Origin of the sequence: Mesorhizobium sp. M1295 (genome assembly GCF_040318135.1) — a bacterium.
Lineage (GTDB): Bacteria > Pseudomonadota > Alphaproteobacteria > Rhizobiales > Rhizobiaceae > Mesorhizobium.
Window position 1 is genome coordinate 102,369 of the sequence record NZ_JAMYLU010000003.1, and the last position, 15,918, is coordinate 118,286.

Annotated in this window: 16 protein-coding genes; 8 read left to right on the forward strand and 8 right to left on the reverse strand. The window is 64.4% G+C overall.

The features are described 5' to 3' along the window. Nucleotides 1–4 precede the first annotated feature (4 nt). Nucleotides 5–985, reverse strand: a complete 981-nt coding sequence (locus NKH29_RS05775; protein WP_352591840.1) for a GlxA family transcriptional regulator — start codon at nucleotides 983–985, stop codon at nucleotides 5–7. A gap of 76 nt (nucleotides 986–1,061) precedes the next feature. Here NKH29_RS05775 and bcoG point away from each other — a divergent pair, with 76 nt between their 5' ends. The 7 genes from bcoG (at nucleotide 1,062) to NKH29_RS05810 (ending at nucleotide 8,954) form a co-directional block, all read left to right on the forward strand. Beyond that, complete coding sequence (gene bcoG, locus NKH29_RS05780; protein ID WP_352716478.1) at nucleotides 1,062–1,973, forward strand: 3-dehydrocarnitine:acetyl-CoA trimethylamine transferase BcoG; 912 nt, start codon at nucleotides 1,062–1,064, stop codon at nucleotides 1,971–1,973. Between the two features lie 37 nt (nucleotides 1,974–2,010). Further along, nucleotides 2,011–2,640: an HD domain-containing protein gene (locus NKH29_RS05785; RefSeq protein ID WP_352484703.1), complete on the forward strand. Its 630-nt coding sequence runs from the start codon at nucleotides 2,011–2,013 to the stop codon at nucleotides 2,638–2,640. Next, the gene (locus NKH29_RS05790) at nucleotides 2,637–3,710 is read left to right on the forward strand and encodes a carnitine 3-dehydrogenase (protein WP_352716482.1); all 1,074 of its coding nucleotides are present in this window, start codon (nucleotides 2,637–2,639) and stop codon (nucleotides 3,708–3,710) included. Before NKH29_RS05785 ends, NKH29_RS05790 begins: the two co-directional genes overlap by 4 nt. A gap of 4 nt (nucleotides 3,711–3,714) precedes the next feature. Next, nucleotides 3,715–4,878 carry an acyl-CoA dehydrogenase family protein gene (locus NKH29_RS05795; RefSeq protein ID WP_023718315.1) on the forward strand — a complete coding sequence of 388 codons (1,164 nt, stop codon included), beginning with the start codon at nucleotides 3,715–3,717 and terminating at the stop codon, nucleotides 4,876–4,878. A 64-nt stretch (nucleotides 4,879–4,942) separates the two neighbouring features. Beyond that, a complete protein-coding gene (locus NKH29_RS05800) occupies nucleotides 4,943–7,021 on the forward strand; it encodes an acetate--CoA ligase family protein (RefSeq protein WP_352716574.1) in 2,079 nt (692 codons plus the stop codon). Further along, complete coding sequence (locus tag NKH29_RS05805) at nucleotides 7,014–7,796, forward strand: carnitinyl-CoA dehydratase (RefSeq protein WP_352484699.1); 783 nt, start codon at nucleotides 7,014–7,016, stop codon at nucleotides 7,794–7,796. The genes NKH29_RS05800 and NKH29_RS05805 overlap by 8 nt, the downstream gene beginning before the upstream one ends. A gap of 219 nt (nucleotides 7,797–8,015) precedes the next feature. After that, nucleotides 8,016–8,954, forward strand: a complete 939-nt coding sequence (locus NKH29_RS05810; RefSeq protein ID WP_352484698.1) for an alpha/beta hydrolase — start codon at nucleotides 8,016–8,018, stop codon at nucleotides 8,952–8,954. 46 nt (nucleotides 8,955–9,000) lie between these two features. Here the strand turns inward: NKH29_RS05810 and NKH29_RS05815 are convergent, their stop codons facing one another. The 3 genes from NKH29_RS05815 to NKH29_RS05825 all read right to left on the reverse strand — a co-directional run bounded on the left by NKH29_RS05815 (nucleotide 9,001) and on the right by NKH29_RS05825 (nucleotide 10,865). After that, entirely contained in the window at nucleotides 9,001–9,267 is a 267-nt protein-coding gene (locus tag NKH29_RS05815) for a hypothetical protein (RefSeq protein WP_352484696.1), read from the reverse strand. A gap of 98 nt (nucleotides 9,268–9,365) precedes the next feature. After that, complete coding sequence (locus NKH29_RS05820) at nucleotides 9,366–10,151, reverse strand: DUF899 domain-containing protein (RefSeq protein ID WP_352484694.1); 786 nt, start codon at nucleotides 10,149–10,151, stop codon at nucleotides 9,366–9,368. Nucleotides 10,152–10,310: 159 nt separating this feature from the next. Next, complete coding sequence (locus NKH29_RS05825) at nucleotides 10,311–10,865, reverse strand: autotransporter (protein ID WP_023718309.1); 555 nt, start codon at nucleotides 10,863–10,865, stop codon at nucleotides 10,311–10,313. A 99-nt stretch (nucleotides 10,866–10,964) separates the two neighbouring features. Between NKH29_RS05825 and NKH29_RS05830 the strand changes: the two genes are divergently transcribed. Next, nucleotides 10,965–11,711 (forward strand): GntR family transcriptional regulator, encoded by a 747-nt coding sequence (locus NKH29_RS05830; RefSeq protein ID WP_352591855.1) that lies wholly within the window; start codon nucleotides 10,965–10,967, stop codon nucleotides 11,709–11,711. A 66-nt stretch (nucleotides 11,712–11,777) separates the two neighbouring features. Here NKH29_RS05830 and NKH29_RS05835 read toward each other — a convergent pair whose 3' ends face one another. The 4 genes from NKH29_RS05835 to NKH29_RS05850 form a co-directional block, all read right to left on the reverse strand. Then, nucleotides 11,778–13,436: an FAD-binding dehydrogenase gene (locus tag NKH29_RS05835; RefSeq protein WP_352591858.1), complete on the reverse strand. Its 1,659-nt coding sequence runs from the start codon at nucleotides 13,434–13,436 to the stop codon at nucleotides 11,778–11,780. Nucleotides 13,437–13,495: 59 nt separating this feature from the next. Beyond that, entirely contained in the window at nucleotides 13,496–14,482 is a 987-nt protein-coding gene (locus NKH29_RS05840) for a Gfo/Idh/MocA family protein (protein WP_352484691.1), read from the reverse strand. Nucleotides 14,483–14,636: 154 nt separating this feature from the next. Beyond that, on the reverse strand, nucleotides 14,637–15,212 hold the full coding sequence (locus NKH29_RS05845; protein ID WP_352484690.1) for a YceI family protein: 576 nt from the start codon (nucleotides 15,210–15,212) through the stop codon (nucleotides 14,637–14,639). A 68-nt stretch (nucleotides 15,213–15,280) separates the two neighbouring features. Continuing rightward, nucleotides 15,281–15,859, reverse strand: a complete 579-nt coding sequence (locus NKH29_RS05850; RefSeq protein ID WP_352484688.1) for a cytochrome b — start codon at nucleotides 15,857–15,859, stop codon at nucleotides 15,281–15,283. Nucleotides 15,860–15,918 lie beyond the last annotated feature (59 nt).

Here is a 15,918-nt window from a genome sequence, read left to right on the forward strand (position 1 = left end):
CCCACTATCTCAGGCGCAGCCTGACCGGCGCTTCGCCGAACGCTCTTGAAAACGCTCTGGAAAATGCCGCGGCGGACGAAAAGCCCGTTCGCCCGGCAATGTCCGCCATGGCGATGCGCGTATCGACCACCAGCCGGCGCGCGGCGCCGAGGCGCAGCCTGAGATAATAGGCGCCCGGCGTTTCGCCGATCGACTTGCGAAAGATACTTTCCAGCGTCCGCGCCGTCACCCCGGCGCGCTTGGCCACGGCGGCGACAGTCAGGGGCTGGTCGACATGCGCTTCCATCAGCCGGATGGCTTGCGCCAGCCTGGGATCGTAGCCGTCAAGACGGCCGAGCGAGACCAGCGGCTGCGCGTCCGTCGCGGCGCGCGCCTGGTCGTAGATGAAGACGCTCGCGACATCGAGCGCCACGGCCATGCCGAGCCGCGTGCGGATCAGATGCAGCATCAGGTCGAAGGTCGGCGAGGCGCCGCCAGAGGTGAATACGGGACCGTCGATGACGTAGCGGTCGGGGCGCACGTCGACGCCGGGGAAGGCCGAAGAAAAATCCTCCATATCCTCCCAGTGGGTGGTGGCGCTGCGCCCCTCCAGCAAGCCCGCGCGCGCCACCAGCCAGGTGCCGGCCTCGACGCCGCCGCAGGCGCGTGCCGCGCGCGCCGCCCGGCGCAGTCCGGAAAGCAAGGCTGAAGTGGCGTAGTTCTGCGTGCCGAAGCCGGCGACGACGACCAGCATGTCGGTTGTGTCAGCCGCATCGAAGCGGCCGCTGACCGCCACCGGCAGGCCGCATGTGGTGACCGGCGCCTCGCCTGTGACCGAGACCAGCCTGAAATCGAACAGGGTCTCACCGGCAATACGGTTGGCGGCGCGCAACGGATCGACAGCCGACGCAACACACATGATCGACGAGCCGGAGAATACCAGCAGCGTCACCTTGAGCGGCAAACGTTCGGCACGAAAGATCGTCGGTTTTTCGGTTTTGGTCACATGATCTTCGTAAAACGCAAAACAGTTTCCGGCAAGTCAGGCATTCTTGCCCTATGTTCTATTGGGAGAGAGTCCGATGCCGTTAGCGATGAACCGTGAGGTCTTCATTACCTGTGCCGTGACCGGGTCCGGCAGTTCGCAGGACCGCAGCCCGCACGTGCCGCGCTCGCCCAAGCAGATCGCCGATTCGGCCATCGAGGCGGCAAAGGCAGGGGCTGCGATCGTGCACTGCCATGTGCGCGATCCCGAGACCGGCAAGCCTAGGCGCGACGTGCATCTCTACCGCGAGGTAACCGAGCGCATCCGCGCGGCAAACGTTGATGTCGTTTTGAACCTGACCGCCGGCATGGGCGGCGACATGGTATTCGGCCCGCCGGAAACCCCCCTGCCGCTGAACGAAAAAGGCACGGATATGGGCGGTGCGACCAACCGCGTGGAACATGTTCGCCAGTGCTTGCCGGAAATCTGTACGCTCGACTGCGGCACCATGAATTTCGCCGAAGCCGACTATGTCATGACCAACACGCCCGGCATGCTGCGCGCCATGGGCGGCATGATGACGGCGCTCGGCGTCAAGCCGGAGATCGAGGCCTTCGACACCGGGCATCTGTGGTTTGCCAAGCAGCTGGTCGAGGAAAAGGTGCTGGATCCGGATGCTCTCGTGCAATTGTGCATGGGCGTGCCGTGGGGGGCGCCAGATGATCTCAACACCTTCATGGCGATGGTCAACAACGTGCCGTCGAGCTGGACCTGGTCGGCCTTTTCCATCGGCCGCAACCAGATGGCCTATGCCGCTGCCGCGGTGCTGGCCGGCGGCAATGTCCGTGTCGGGCTCGAGGATAATCTCTGGCTCGACAAGGGTGTGCTGGCGACCAATGCGCAGTTGGTCGAGCGGGCGGTCAGCATCGTGTCGAACATGGGCGCAAGGGTCATCGGCCCGGATGAGGTGCGAAAGAAGCTGAACCTGACGAAGCGCGCACCGCTTTGAGCAAGGGCGGGAAGAACCCGGTTGGGAGGAGCCGCCGATGAAGACCGTGAAGTTCACCGCCATGAAGGACGGCGACCGCGAGGATTATGCCTTCCTCACCGAGCATGAAATCGACCATGCGGCAAAGACCGGCGAGCGTCTGCTCGACGCGCTTGTCCAGCTCGACGAAGGGCTGTCGGGCTACAAGATCACCCGGCTCGGCCATTCGCTGCAGGCGGCGACGCGGGCCTGGCGCGACGGCGCCGACACCGACTGGATTGCCTGCGCCTTGCTGCACGACATCGGCGACATCTACGCGCCCTATAATCACGACGAGTATGCGGCGTCGATCCTGAAGCCCTTTGTACGCGAGCAATGCACCTGGGTGGTGGAAAAGCACGGCGACTTCCAGCGCCTCTATTACGCACATCACCTCGGCGGCAACCCGCACGCCCGCGACCGTTTCGCCGGGCACATCTACTTCGACGATTGCGATGAGTTTTGCGAGCGCTGGGACCAGTCGAGCTTCGACCCGGATTACGAGACATTGCCGATCGATTTCTTCCGGCCCTTCGTGCTCGAAGTGTTCGCGCGCAAGGCCTATGACGCGTCCGTGATCCGTGCCGGCGAGCGTGTCGCCCTCACCGACCCCGCAACAGCCAGCACAAGAACCGGAGCCTCCGCATGAGCATCATCAACAAGGCGGCAGCCATCGGCGGCGGCGTCATCGGCGCCGGCTGGGTCGCGCGGCTGCTGCTCAACGGCATCGACGTGTCGATCTTCGATCCCGACCCCGAGGCGTCACGCAAGGTCGGCGAGGTGATGAAGGGAGCGCGACGCGCCTACAAGCAGATGCTGCCCGGCGGCCTGCCGAAAGAGGGCAAGCTCACTTTCGCCAAGACGATCGCCGAGGCGGTCGCCGATGCCGACTTCATCCAGGAAAGCGTGCCGGAGCGGCTCGACCTCAAGCACCGCGTGCTGGCCGAGATCGACCTTTATGCGCCGGCCAACGCCATTGTCGGCTCCTCCACCTCCGGCATCAAGCCGACCGACATGCAGGTGGCGATGAAGAAGCATCCGGAGCGGTTGGTGGTCGGCCATCCGTTCAACCCCGTCTATCTCTTGCCACTGGTCGAAATCGTCGGCGGCGAACAGACCTTTCCCGAGGCGATCGAAGTCGCCAAGGAGATGTATGCCTCGATCGGCATGAAGCCGGTGGTGATCCGCAAGGAGATCGAAGCCTTTGTCGGCGACCGCCTGCTCGAAGCGGCCTGGCGCGAGGCGCTGTGGCTGGTCAAGGACGGCATCTGCACGGTCGAGGAGCTTGACGACATCATGCGCTATGGCTTCGGCCTGCGCTGGGCGCAGATGGGCATGTTCCAGGTCTATCGTGTCGCCGGCGGCGAGGCCGGCATGCGCCACTTCATGGCGCAGTTCGGCCCGTGCCTGAAATGGCCATGGACCAAGCTGATGGATGTGCCGGAGTTCAACGACGAATTGGTCGAGCTGATCGCGACCCAGTCGGACGACCAGGCGCACGGTCTGTCGATCCGCGAACTCGAAAAGATCCGCGACGACAATCTGGTCGCGATCATGGAGGCACTGTCGAAGCAGAACAAAGGCAAAGGCTGGGGCGCCGGCGCCCTGCATAAGGACTATACCAGGCAGCTGGCCAAGCTTGCGGCGAAGAAGCCCACCGCCTCCAAGGCTGCCGAGAAGGCCAAGGCTGAAAAGCCGAAGAAAAAGAAGAAAGGCTGAGACCATGGATTTTGGTCTTTCGGAGGAACAGAAGCTCATCGTCGAGACGACGCGGGCCTTCGTCGAGAACGAGCTCTACCCGCATGAGCGCGAAGTGGAGCGCACCGGCGTGCTGCGCCGTGAGCTGATCGAGGAGATCAAGGCCAAGGCGATCGAAGCTGGTCTCTATGCCGCCAACATGCCGGCCGATGTCGGCGGCGCCGGGCTCGATACGGTGACCTGGCTGCTCTATGAAAAGGAGCTCGGCCGCGCCAATTACGCGCTGCACTGGACCTGCGTGGCGCGGCCTTCCAACATCCTCCTTGCCGGCACGCCGGAGCAGCGCGAGAAGTATCTGTTCCCGTGCATTCGCGGCGAAAAATGGGATTGCCTGGCAATGACCGAGCCGGGCGCCGGCTCCGATTTGCGCGGCATGAAGGCAACCGCCGTGCAGGACGGCGACGACTGGGTGCTGAACGGCACCAAGCATTTCATAAGCCACGCCGACCTCGCCGATTTCGCCATCGTCTTCATGGCCTCGGGGGAGGAAGAGTCTTCGCGTGGAAAACGCAAGAAGATCACCGCCTTCTTCGTCGACAAGGGCACCAAGGGCTTTACCGTGCGCGACGGCTACCGCAACGTCTCGCATCGCGGCTACACCAATGCCATCCTCGAATTCGACGATTGCCGTCTGCCGGCCACTCAGGTTCTGGGCGAGGTGCACAAGGGCTTCGACGTCGCCAATTCATGGCTTGGCGCGACGCGCCTGCAGGTCGGCGCCACCTGCCTCGGCCGCGCCGAACGGGCGCTTGGCCACGCCATCGAATACGCCGCGCAGCGCCAGCAATTCGGCCAGCCGATCGGCAAGTTCCAGGGCGTGTCGTTCAAGCTCGCCGACATGGCGACCGAGCTGAAGGCCGCCGACCTGATGGTGTTCGAAGCCGGCTGGAAGTACGATCAGGGCACCGTTACCGACCAGGACATGGCCATGGCCAAGCTGAAGGCCACCGAGATGCTCGCCTTCGTCGCCGACGAGGCGATCCAGATCCATGGCGGCATGGGGCTGATGGACGATCTGCCGCTGGAACGCATCTGGCGCGACGCCCGCGTCGAGCGCATCTGGGAAGGCACCTCGGAAATCCAGCGCCACATCATCTCGCGGGCGCTGCTGCGCCCGTTCGGGGGCTAGAGCATGATCCCAAAAAGTGGAATCCGGTTTTTGGAAAAGATCATGCTCAAACGAAAAGATGACGATGCACAAACTTGAGCGGCTTTTGCGCCCACGAACGATCGCAGTCTTCGGTGGCGTGCAGGCTGCTGCCGTCGTCGCGCAGTCGATCAAGATGGGCTTTGCCGGCGAGATCTGGCCCGTGCATCCGAGCAAGGACGAGGTCGCCGGCCGCAAGGCGTATCGCTCGGTGGCCGAATTGCCCGGTGCGCCGGATGCCGCTTTCATCGGCGTCAACCGGCACTTGACCATCGAAGTGGTCAAGGCGCTGGCCGAGCGCGGCGCCGGCGGTGCGGTCTGCTTCGCCGCCGGCTTCCTCGAAACCGAGGCCTATGACGAGGACGGCGAGCGGCTGCAGGCCGAGCTGGTCGCGGCGGCGGGTCCCATGCCGATCATCGGGCCGAACTGCTATGGGCTGATCAATTACGCCGACGGCGCGCTTTTGTGGCCCGACCAGCATGGCGGCATCAGGCTGCCTGAAGGCGGTCGCGGCGTTGCCATCATCACCCAGTCGTCGAACATCGCCATCAACATGACGATGCAGAAGCGCGGCCTGCCGATCGCCTTTCTGATGACCGCCGGCAACCAGGCGCAGACCGGGCTTTCCGAAATGGCGCTCGGCCTGATCGAGGACGACCGCGTCACCGCGCTCGGCCTGCATATCGAGGCCTTCGACTCGGTAGCCGGCTTCGAAAGGCTGGCGGCACGGGCACGAGAGCTGAAGAAGCCTGTTATCGCCATGAAGGTCGGCCGCTCCGAGCAGGCGCGGCAGGCGACCGTCTCGCATACCGCGTCGCTGGCCGGCTCGGACGCAGCGTCCGGCGCGTTCCTGAAGCGGCTCGGCATCGCCCGCATCGATTCGATCCCGGCCTTCATCGAGGCGCTGAAGCTGCTGCACGTCACCGGTCCCCTGCCCGGCTACCGGCTGTCGTCGATGAGCTGTTCGGGCGGCGAGGCGTCCGTCATGGCCGACAGCGCCGAAGGCCGCTGGGTGACCTTTCCGCCTCTCACCGCCGAGCATCGCATTCAGGTCAAATCGACGCTCGGCCCGCTGGTCGCGGTGGCCAACCCGCTCGACTACCATACCTTCATCTGGAACAACGAGCCGGCGATGACCGCCACCTTCACCGCCATGGTGTCTGGCGGCTTCGACCTCAACATGCTGGTGCTCGACTTTCCGCGCCCCGACCGCTGCTCCGACACCGACTGGTGGGCGACGCTGCGCGCCTTCGAAGCGGCGCTGAAGACCAACAGCGCGCAAGGCGCGATCGTCTCCTCGCTGCCGGAGAACCTGCCCGAGGAATACACTGCAGGGCTGATGGCGCGGGGCATGGTGCCGCTGTTCGGCATTTCCGAGGCCATGGACGCCGCCCAGGCGGCAGCCTTCATCGGCTGGGCGTGGCGCGAGCCGCTGGCGCAGCCGATCGACACCTCGGCGTCTGGCGCGCCGGCCGGCGACCATATCACCCCGGACGAGGCGGAGGCGAAAGCGCGGCTCATCGAGGCCGGGCTCCCGGTGCCGAAGGGCGAGCGCGCCGGCAACGCGGTCGAGGCTGTGATCTCCTCGATGGCGCTCGGCTTCCCGGTAGCGCTGAAGGCTCTTGGCGTCATCCACAAATCCGAGCTCGACGCGGTCCGGCTCAATTTGAGGGATGCCGAATCCGTCAGCACCGCCGCCCATGATCTCGGCCCGCTCGGCACCGGCCTTTATGTCGAGCGCATGGTGCGCGATGGCGTCGCCGAGCTGCTGGTCGGCTTCACCCGCGACCCGATGTTCGGCGCGGTGATGACGCTCGGCACCGGCGGCGTGCTGGTCGAGCTGTTGCGCGACAGCGTCACGCTGATGCTGCCGGCGACCCGTGACGACATCGAGGCCGCTTTGCGCGGGCTGAAACTGTTCCCGCTGCTCGACGGCTATCGCGGCCGGCCGAAGGCCGATGTCACGGCGGCAATACAGGCGATATCGGGCATTGCCGGCTTCGTGCAGCAAAATGCCGGCGAGATCGAGGAACTCGACATCAATCCGCTGATCGTCTGCGCCGAGGGCAAGGGCGCCTGGATCGCCGATGCGCTGCTGGTGCTGGGAGGCAAGAAGAATGGCTGAAATCATCACCACCCGCCGCGAGGGCACGATCCTCGAAGTCACGCTCGACCGGCCCAAGGCCAACGCCATCGACCTGAAGACGTCGCGGCTGATGGGCGAGACGTTCAAGGCGTTCCGCGACGATCCCGAGCTGCGCGTCGCCATCGTCAAGACCGCCGGCGACAAGTTCTTCTGCGCCGGCTGGGACCTGAAGGCCGCGGCCGGCGGCGACGCGGTCGACGGCGACTATGGCGTCGGCGGCTTCGGCGGGCTGCAGGAACTGCGCGACCTCAACAAGCCGGTGATAGCCTGCGTCAACGGCATGGCGGTCGGCGGCGGCTTCGAGCTGGCGCTGTCCTGCGACCTCATCTATGCGTCGGACCACTCCTCCTTCGCGCTGCCCGAAATCCGCGCCGGCACGCTGGCCGATGCGGCGACGATCAAGCTGCCGAAGCGCATCCCTTATCATGTCGCAATGGACCTTCTGCTCACCGGCCGCTGGATGGATGTCGCCGAGGCGCATCGCTGGGGCCTGGTCAACGAGGTGCTGCCCAAGGAAAGACTGGAGGACCACGTCTGGGAGATCGCGCGGCTGCTCGCCAGCGGCCCGCCGCTGGTCTTCGCCGCGATCAAGGAGACGGCTCGGGTCGCTGAATCGCTGACGTTCCAGGACGCGATGAACCGGGTGACGCGCCGGCAGCTGCCAACGGTTGACGCACTCTACGGCTCGGAGGACAATCTCGAGGGTTTTCGCGCCTTCGCCGAGAAGCGCGACCCGGTGTGGAAGGGGAAGTGACGCTGCGGAGATGATGGCGATCCTTCACACCCCCCTCTGCCCTGCCGGGCATCTCCCCCGCAAGTGGGGAGATCGGATGTCGCATCGGATTTCGCCAATTTCCAGCGTTGCAGGACAAGCGGCAAGGCCAAAGCTGCCGATCTCCCCCCTTGCGGGGGAGATGGCCGGCAGGCCAGAGGGGGGTGTCCAAGCTCAACCTTGGCGGCCCATTCGGCGCCCATGACCAACTACAAAACCCTCATCGACGCCGAGACCTGGGCCTTCATCGAGCGGACCAATTCCTATTATCCACCCGATACGATCGACTACACCATCGCCGAGCAGCGCGAGATCTATAACCGGATGTGCCGCGAGTTCTTTGCCGGCTATCCCCAAGGCGTCACGGCGGAAACCACCGCCATTGCCACACCCTGGCACATCCCGATCCGCGTCTACCGCCCCCCGGCGCCGGAAACAGCGGCGATGGTGCTTTATTTCCATGGCGGCGGTTTTGTCCTCGGCGGGCTCGACAGCCATGACGACCTCTGCGCCGAGCTTTGCAGCCGCACCGGCTACGAAGTGGTTTCGGTCGACTACCGGCTGGCGCCGGAACACCTTCATCCGGCCGCCTTCGACGATGCCATCAGCGCCTTCGAATGGGCGTCGACCACCTACGAGCGTCTTATCCTGCTGTGCGGCGATAGCGCCGGCGGCAATCTCGCCGCCGCCGTCAGCCACGCGACGCGCGGCCATGCGCGCAAGCCGATCGGCCAGATTCTGGTCTATCCCGGCCTTGGCGGCGACAGCTCCGCCGGCTCCTACGTCACCCACGCGGAAGCGCCGATGCTTAACGTGCGCGACCTCGTTTTCTACAGGGACATCAGGACCGGGGGCGAGGACCGCACCGGCGATCTCACCTTGTCGCCGCTCGCCGACGCCGACTTTGCCAATCTGCCGCCCACCGTCGTGATCACCGCCGAATGCGACCCGCTGTCGTCGGACGGCGAAGCCTATCGCGACCGCATCGTTGCCGCGGGCGGACGTGCCTGGTGGCTCGAGGAGCCGGGGCTGGTGCATGGCTATTTGCGCGCCAGGCACACGGTCGGCCGCGCCCGCTCGAGCTTTACCCGGATTGTCGATGCAGTGACGGTTCTGGGGAAGGGCGAATGGATCTGGTGAGGGATGTCCTCCTCACCCCGACGGGCTTTTATCCGCCGGGATAGCTCTACTTGCGGCTGCGTCGCCGCCCGGAAACCCGCCTCAGCCAAGGCCCCAAATGAAAGCCGCTCATCAGCAGGTACATCGGGACCATGCCGCCCAGCGGTGAGGTCTCTTGCCCGGTCGAGCACATCATATCCGGCGCGCCGCCGAGCAGTGTCAACAACGCCATGGTTGCGAAGGTCGGCGCGGCGGCGAAGGACAGCCAGTCGGCTGCGCCAAGGGCGGCCGGGCTCGCATCGCCGCCGGATCCGCCTGCATGAATCTCGCTCATGTCCGTTGTCCCTGGTAGTGAGCGGGATGCGTTCGAATGAACAGCGCATCCCGCTCCTCCATTTGTCTTAGCCGCATTTCTGCGACGCCAAAGATGTTCTATTCGGTGCGATTCCGGAACGCGGCCTCTCCGGCGTCCGATATCTCGACCCATTTTTTGTCGGGGACGGCTTCGGCGCCGTAATTGTCGTGCCAGTTCCACCACTTGTATGTCGGCGTCTGCGGATAGCCCTCGGGCGAATCCTCCCAAACCTCCTGGCGGCCGAGCGGCGTCAGGTCGAGGTAGCTCCATACGGTCCCCATCGCCTCGTCGCCGCGGTTGTTGATGAAGTAGGTGCGGAACACGCGATCGCCGTCGCGGATGAACACGTTGTGGCCGTGCCACTCGTCAACGCCGAAATCAGCATCGAAGCTGTCGGTGATGGTGTACCAGGGCATCTTCCAGTCCATCCGCGCCTTTAGCCGCGCAATGTCGGCCTGCGGTGCGCGCGAGGCGTAGGCAAGCGTGGTGTCGCGCGCGTTCAAATGGGCGAGATTGCCGACCTGATCCGCCCCCAGCGAACAGCCGCGGCAGGCGTGATCGGGCCAGCCAAATACGCCGGGCTCGAAGAAGGCACGGTAGACGACCAGCTGGCGGCGGCCCTCGAACAGGTCGAGCAGGCTCACCTTTCCGTCAGGCCCTTCGAACATATAGGACTTCTCCACCGCCACCCATGGCATCCGCCGGCGCTCGGCGGCCAGTGCGTCGCGAGCCCGGGTCATGGTCTTCTCCTTCACGAGCAGCTGCTGGCGCGCGGCCTCCCATGCGTCAGGCGAAACGACCGGTGGTGTCTTCATCGCGAGCCGCGTCGCCTGCTCGCCTGTGCCATTCTGATGTGCCGTCATTGTGCATCTCCCTTGCTGGTTTGTCGCCGCACCGGCGCGACGTGTTGGGTCGTGAGATAGGATAGGGGTGATAGCGGATTGGCGAGAGTGACAAGTGTGACGCGATTCCGACGGGTTCGCTGATCACGGCCAATTTCGCCGCCCGCGACGCCTCTGCGCTCATTCGCGCCCGGACTGCTGAATGGGCCGTGCGCCGGCCAGGTAGCGGTCATTGTCAAACGGCTCGGCCTGGTTGCTTTCCGGGCTCCACAGCTGCCGGTGGGTTCGTGTGAGATCGCCGAGGTAGACATGCAGCGCACCCGATCGCGCGCTGCCGGTATTCGCAACCGCATGCACGGTATTTGAGGCCATGTGCACCACGGCAGGCGCTGCGATGTCCTGCCTTTCCGGGACATCGAGTTCGCTGCCGGCAACAGGATAGATGAAGTTCGTCTCGCTGCCCTTGTAGATGCCGATCAAGGCATCCATCAGGTGGTTATGAGGCGGGTACTGCAGGCCGGGCGACAGCGTGATGTGATAGATCGTCAGGTTAGGGCTCGCATGCAGAAGCACCTCGTCGTCGTCTTCTTCGTGAGCGAGTGTTCCCGATGCGTGAAAACGGTTCGTGTAGTCGCCCAGGACCGTCCTTACCGCTTCGAGGGGATCTGGGCCTCTCGCGGCATTGACGATATCATCGGCAACGGCGTAGAGAGGTGAGTTGGCGGCTAAAGGCATATCAGTTATCCTCCCTGAGATGCTCAGATTATCAATCTGAGGTGCTCACGCTAGCGAATGCTGAGGCCAGCGTCAACGGGACAGCCAGACGGATAGAATATGAAAACGACGAAGTTGACCGCCGAACCGGCAAGACCGGCCACGGTCGAGGCGACAGCACTGTCAGCCGCCGACGTCCTTCGCAGGGAACAGGCATATGAGCAGCTGAGGAACGACATCATTGCCTGCGTGCTGCGCCCCGGCGAAGCGCTGACCGAGAAACAGATCGGCGATCGATACCTGATCAAAAAGGCGACCATCCGCGCGGCGTTGGCCCGCCTGATGCAGGAAGGGCTGGTCAGGAGCGAGCCGCGCCGCGGCTACGTCGTTGCGACGCTCAGTCTGCGGGACGTCAACGAGATCTTCGATGTCCGCAGCTTGATCGAGCCGGAAGTGTTCAGGGTGGCGGCATCGAACATGACCGAGCGCGGGCTGGAGGATATCAGGCTGGCAGCGAAAAAAGTGCTGAAGCCGGAGACGCTACGCAGCCACATTGCCTTCCTTGCGGCCGATCGTGCTTTTCGTCTGGCCCTGGCGGAGCTCTCGGGAAATTTACGACTGGCGCATCTACTGGACCAGATACTCGACCAGTCGGCGCGGGTTCTCCACCTGGGCTTCAAGTCGCGCGACTTCACCCAGTTGATCATCGCCCAGCAAAAGGAACTGGTTCTTGCCTGCGAGGCAGGCGACGTTTCGGCCATCGTGAAACTTGCCCGTGCGCAGTGCCTGTTTTTGAAGAAGCAGGTGCTCGAGGCTTTGCTTGCCGGTTCCAAGCTTCAAGACGTCAATTTGCAGCCCTTCGCTTAGAGGGCGGTTTGGCCAATCGGTGCGACCCCGCCACCCTTGGCGCAACGACTGCCGGCGGGCCTTGTTTCACCTCACCGCTCGCGCCGCCGCTCGTCCGGCACTGCGGCCGGAAAAGATGCAGCCGCCGAGAAACGTGCCTTCGAGCGCTGCATAGCCGTGCATGCCGCCGCCGCCGAAACCGGCGGCCTCGCCCACCGCGTACAGCCCTTCGACCGGTTGGCCGCCGGCGCCCAGCACGCGGCTGTCGAGGTCCGTCTCAAGCCCGCCGAGCGTCTTGCGGGTCAGGATGCCGAGCCTGACGGCGATCAGCGGGCCATTGGCGGGATCGAGCAGCTTGTGCGGTCTTGCGGTACGGATCAGCCGGTCTCCGAGATAGGCTCGCGCGCCGCGCAGCGCGGTGATCTGCATGTCCTTGGAGAACGGATTGTCGAGCTGCCGGTCGCGGGCGCGGATTTCGCGCTCGACCTGCGCCAGTTCGAGCAGCGGCTCGCCTCCGGCCAGTGCGTTCATGCGGGCGACCAGCGCCGGCAGTTCGGGCTCGACGATGAAATCCTCACCCTTCTCCATGAACGCCTTGACCGGCGCGGGCACGCCGCTGGTGGCACGGCCAAGCACCTGGCGCCAGCTTTTCCCCGTCAGATCGGGGTTCTGCTCGGAGCCGGACAGCGCGACCTCCTTCTGGATGATCTTTTTGGTCAGGATGAACCAGGAATAGTCGTATCCGGTGCTCATGATGTGGCTGAGCGTGGCCAACGTGTCGAAGCCGGGATAGAGCGGCACCGGCAGGCGTTTGCCGCGCGCATCGAGCCACAGCGATGACGGGCCGGGCAGAATGCGGATCGCATGATCGGTCCAGATCGGTGCCCAGTTCCTGACGCCCTCAACATAGTGCCACATGCGGTCGCGGTTGATGAGCCTGCCGCCGGCAGCCTCGGCGATCGCCAGCATGCGGCCGTCGACATGGTCGGGAACGCCGGTGATCATGCGTTTCGGCGGCGCACCCAGCCGCTGCGGCCAATTCTCCCGGACCAGCTGGTGATTGGCGCCGATGCCGCCGGAGGCGACGATGACGGCCTGCGCCTTCAACTCGAAATCGGCTGTGATCTCGCGCGAGCTCTTGCGGCCGCGCTCGGCATCACTCGCCGCCAATATGTCGCCGCGCACGCCGTCGACGGCAGCACCCGTCCGGCTCAATTCGTTGACCCGGTGACGGAACCTGAAGCTGATCAGCCCGCGCTTCTCGGCCTCGCGCACGCGCTGCACGAACGGTTCGAGCACACCAGGCCCGGTGCCCCAGGTGACATGGAAGCGCGGCACCGAATTGCCGTGGCCGACGGCGTTGCCGCCGCCGCGTTCGGCCCAGCCGACCACCGGAAAGAATTTCAGGCCGCGCTGCATGAGCCAGGAGCGCTTCTCGCCGGCGGCGAAGCCGAGATAGGCCTCGGCCCAGCGGCGCGGCCAGAGATCTTCCGTGCGGTCGAAGGCTGCAGTGCCCAGCCAATCCTCGAGCGCCAGCTCATACGAATCGCGGATGCGCATGCGCCGCTGTTCGGGCGAATCGACAAGGAAGATGCCGCCGAGCGACCAGAACGCCTGGCCGCCAAGCGACTGCTCCGGCTCCTGCTCGACGATGATGGTCTTCTTGCCGGCCTCAGTCAGTTCGGCCGCCGCGACAAGACCGGCAAGGCCGGCGCCGACAATGATCACATCCGCGTCGTTTGGCATCTATTTGGCCATGATCTCGTCCAAAAACCGGTCCCTCATTTTTTGGGATCATGGCCGGCCTAGACTGTCTCCCAGCCTTCCTTCTCGCCGGCGCGGAAGATGGCATCGATGACCTTCTGGTTGAGCACCGATTCTTCCAGGGTGAAAACGCGGTCCTTGCCGCCCTGTGCCGCCCGCGCGAAGGCCTCGACTTCCAGCCGGTATTGCTGCGTGCCGGGAAAGCGGAATACCTGCGCCTCGCTGTGGTTCTGGTTGTGCAGCTCGACGCGGTGATGGTCATAGAGCCCGGCGTTGAACGGTGAGAACACCTCGATGAATCCCTTCTCGCCGTGGAACACCATCACCTGGCGTGCCGCCATCTGCGTCGACAGGTAGAATGACAGCTCGAAATCGCCGAAATCGGCGCGGATCGAGGAATAGATGTCGGTGCCGAACGTCTTGTCGCGCTCGATCGTCGCCTGGACGCGCAGCGGCTCCTTGCCCGTCGAAAAGCGTGTCGACACCGTCGGGTAGACACCGATGTCGGGCAGCGCGCCGCCGCCGAGATCGAGCTTGTTGCGCATGTTGTTGGGGTCGACATTGTAATAGGAGAACGCGCCCTGGACATGGCGCAGCCGGCCGATGGCGCCGTTGGCGATCAGCTCGCGCACCTTGATCCATTGCGGATGGTAGACGACCATGAAGGCTTCGCAGACCAGCACCTTCCTGGCATCGCGCAGCTTGATCAGCGGCGGAATATCCTTGGCATCGAGCGCCAGCGGCTTTTCGACCAGAACATGCTTGCCGGCCTCGATCGCCTTGGCCGTCCATTCGACATGCTGCGAGGTCGGCAGCGGAATGTAGACGCCGTCGATGTCGCTGGAGGCGAGCAGCTCCTCATAGGAGCCGAAAGCGTGGCGCGCGCCGAAGCGTTCGCCCAGTGCCCGGGCTTTCGACAGATCGCGGCTGGCGATCGCCGACAGCACGCCGTTCTCCGCCTCGACGATTGCCGGCAAAAGCTGCTCGCGGCCGATCTTGGCCGTCGACAAAACACCCCATCGGAACATCAGATTTCTCCTCTCGATTGCAGGCCTGGAGGTTTGCCCTAATTCAGGAGAAAAGCCAATGCGGGAGCCTGGCGGCGAACAGGGCGATCATCTGCGGCTTTTCCGGATGCCGGCGCTGCTCTTGCGGGGGCGACGAACCCAGGTCCTGCAAAGACTATCCCCTTCTACCCGTCAGCGTCATGTCGAAGTCGACGACGTTGGAGTAAATCGGCGTGCCGACATCCATGCCGTAGCGCGACCGCAACACCTTGCCGGTGACATGGAATTTTATCGTGCCCGCCCTGAGGCCGCCGAGCTCGGCCGTGAACTTTTCCTGAAAGGTCTTGCCGCGCGCCGTCAGCCGGCCGGTGACAAGGGCTGACGTGGCGCCGGTGCGTTTGACGCTGGTCGAACGGAACTGGATCTCCGGATTGTTGGCCGCGTCGAAAACCGCGTCCGAGCGAAGAAAGGCGTCGATGCGACTTTGGCCGGTACCGACGCTTTCGGGGAAGATGGTGAAATTGACCTGGGACCGGCCGACATCGCTGTTGTCGATGAGGATACTGCCCTTGAAGCGGGAGAAAGCACCGTCGAGCCCTCCGCCGCCGAGCTTGCCGATCGAGAAGTGGATGCTGGAACTCCCCGGGCTGATGGTGTAGCTGCCGGCCGCGTCGCCAAGGGCGACGGCGGCGAAAACAGGCATAGCAAAACAAGCGGCGGCTGCCGCAAATCCGAAGATGCGCGCGTACATGGAAATGGTCCTCTTGGCAGGCAACGCTTTCTTGCGTCCTCGCCCCATGAACGAATGAGCCGCCCGCTCTATTCCGTGTCGCGATGTGACGAAGCCGTGATCATGCGCATCAGCACGGTATCCCTCAGCCAGAAATGATGACGCAGCGCCGCGGCCAGATGCAAAGCGACAAGTCCGATGCCGGCATAGGCGAGATACCAGTGCGTCGCTGCCCAGAAGCTTTCAGCCACGTCCGATTCGCCAAGCGGCAGATTGGGCATAACAAACAGATTGAACGGCACGCTCGGGATCTCCAGCACCGAGACCGAGACCAGCGCCCAGCCGGACAGCGGCAGAGCGAGCTGAAACGCATAAAGCGCAAGATGGACAAGTGGCGCGATGCGGCGCTCGAACGGGCCGACCGAGCGCGGCAGCGGCGGGGCCGGTCTGCCAAGGCGCCAGGCGATGCGCAGGATGACCAGCCCAAGCAGCAGGAAGCCGAAGGATTTATGCAGCTGGATCAGTTCGAAGGCGGTGCGCTGGCTGGACAGTCGCACCATGACGAAGCCGAGCACGAACTGGCCGATAAAGAGCGCCGCGATCAGCCAGTGAAGGATGATCGCCGTCCAGCCGTAGCCGGTGGCCTGGTTTTTGGGCAGTGCTGACATGGTCGGTGAACGAATGCCAGGTCGCCTTTCTTCCACCTCTCCCTTATGGGGAGGGTTGG

Excerpts from the sequence above, each read along its gene's own strand:
- bcoG (WP_352716478.1), top strand. The coding sequence starts at position 1,062 with ATGCCGTTAGCGATGAACCGTGAGGTCTTCATTACCTGTGCCGTGACC.
- NKH29_RS05850 (WP_352484688.1), bottom strand. The coding sequence starts at position 15,859 with ATGTCAGCACTGCCCAAAAACCAGGCCACCGGCTACGGCTGGACGGCG.
- NKH29_RS05820 (WP_352484694.1), bottom strand. The coding sequence starts at position 10,151 with ATGACGGCACATCAGAATGGCACAGGCGAGCAGGCGACGCGGCTCGCG.
- NKH29_RS05805 (WP_352484699.1), top strand. The coding sequence starts at position 7,014 with ATGGCTGAAATCATCACCACCCGCCGCGAGGGCACGATCCTCGAAGTC.
- NKH29_RS05830 (WP_352591855.1), top strand. The coding sequence starts at position 10,965 with ATGAAAACGACGAAGTTGACCGCCGAACCGGCAAGACCGGCCACGGTC.
- NKH29_RS05815 (WP_352484696.1), bottom strand. The coding sequence starts at position 9,267 with ATGAGCGAGATTCATGCAGGCGGATCCGGCGGCGATGCGAGCCCGGCC.
- NKH29_RS05845 (WP_352484690.1), bottom strand. The coding sequence starts at position 15,212 with ATGTACGCGCGCATCTTCGGATTTGCGGCAGCCGCCGCTTGTTTTGCT.
- NKH29_RS05825 (WP_023718309.1), bottom strand. The coding sequence starts at position 10,865 with ATGCCTTTAGCCGCCAACTCACCTCTCTACGCCGTTGCCGATGATATC.
- NKH29_RS05800 (WP_352716574.1), top strand. The coding sequence starts at position 4,943 with ATGCACAAACTTGAGCGGCTTTTGCGCCCACGAACGATCGCAGTCTTC.
- NKH29_RS05840 (WP_352484691.1), bottom strand. The coding sequence starts at position 14,482 with ATGTTCCGATGGGGTGTTTTGTCGACGGCCAAGATCGGCCGCGAGCAG.
- NKH29_RS05835 (WP_352591858.1), bottom strand. The coding sequence starts at position 13,436 with ATGCCAAACGACGCGGATGTGATCATTGTCGGCGCCGGCCTTGCCGGT.
- NKH29_RS05810 (WP_352484698.1), top strand. The coding sequence starts at position 8,016 with ATGACCAACTACAAAACCCTCATCGACGCCGAGACCTGGGCCTTCATC.
- NKH29_RS05795 (WP_023718315.1), top strand. The coding sequence starts at position 3,715 with ATGGATTTTGGTCTTTCGGAGGAACAGAAGCTCATCGTCGAGACGACG.
- NKH29_RS05785 (WP_352484703.1), top strand. The coding sequence starts at position 2,011 with ATGAAGACCGTGAAGTTCACCGCCATGAAGGACGGCGACCGCGAGGAT.
- NKH29_RS05790 (WP_352716482.1), top strand. The coding sequence starts at position 2,637 with ATGAGCATCATCAACAAGGCGGCAGCCATCGGCGGCGGCGTCATCGGC.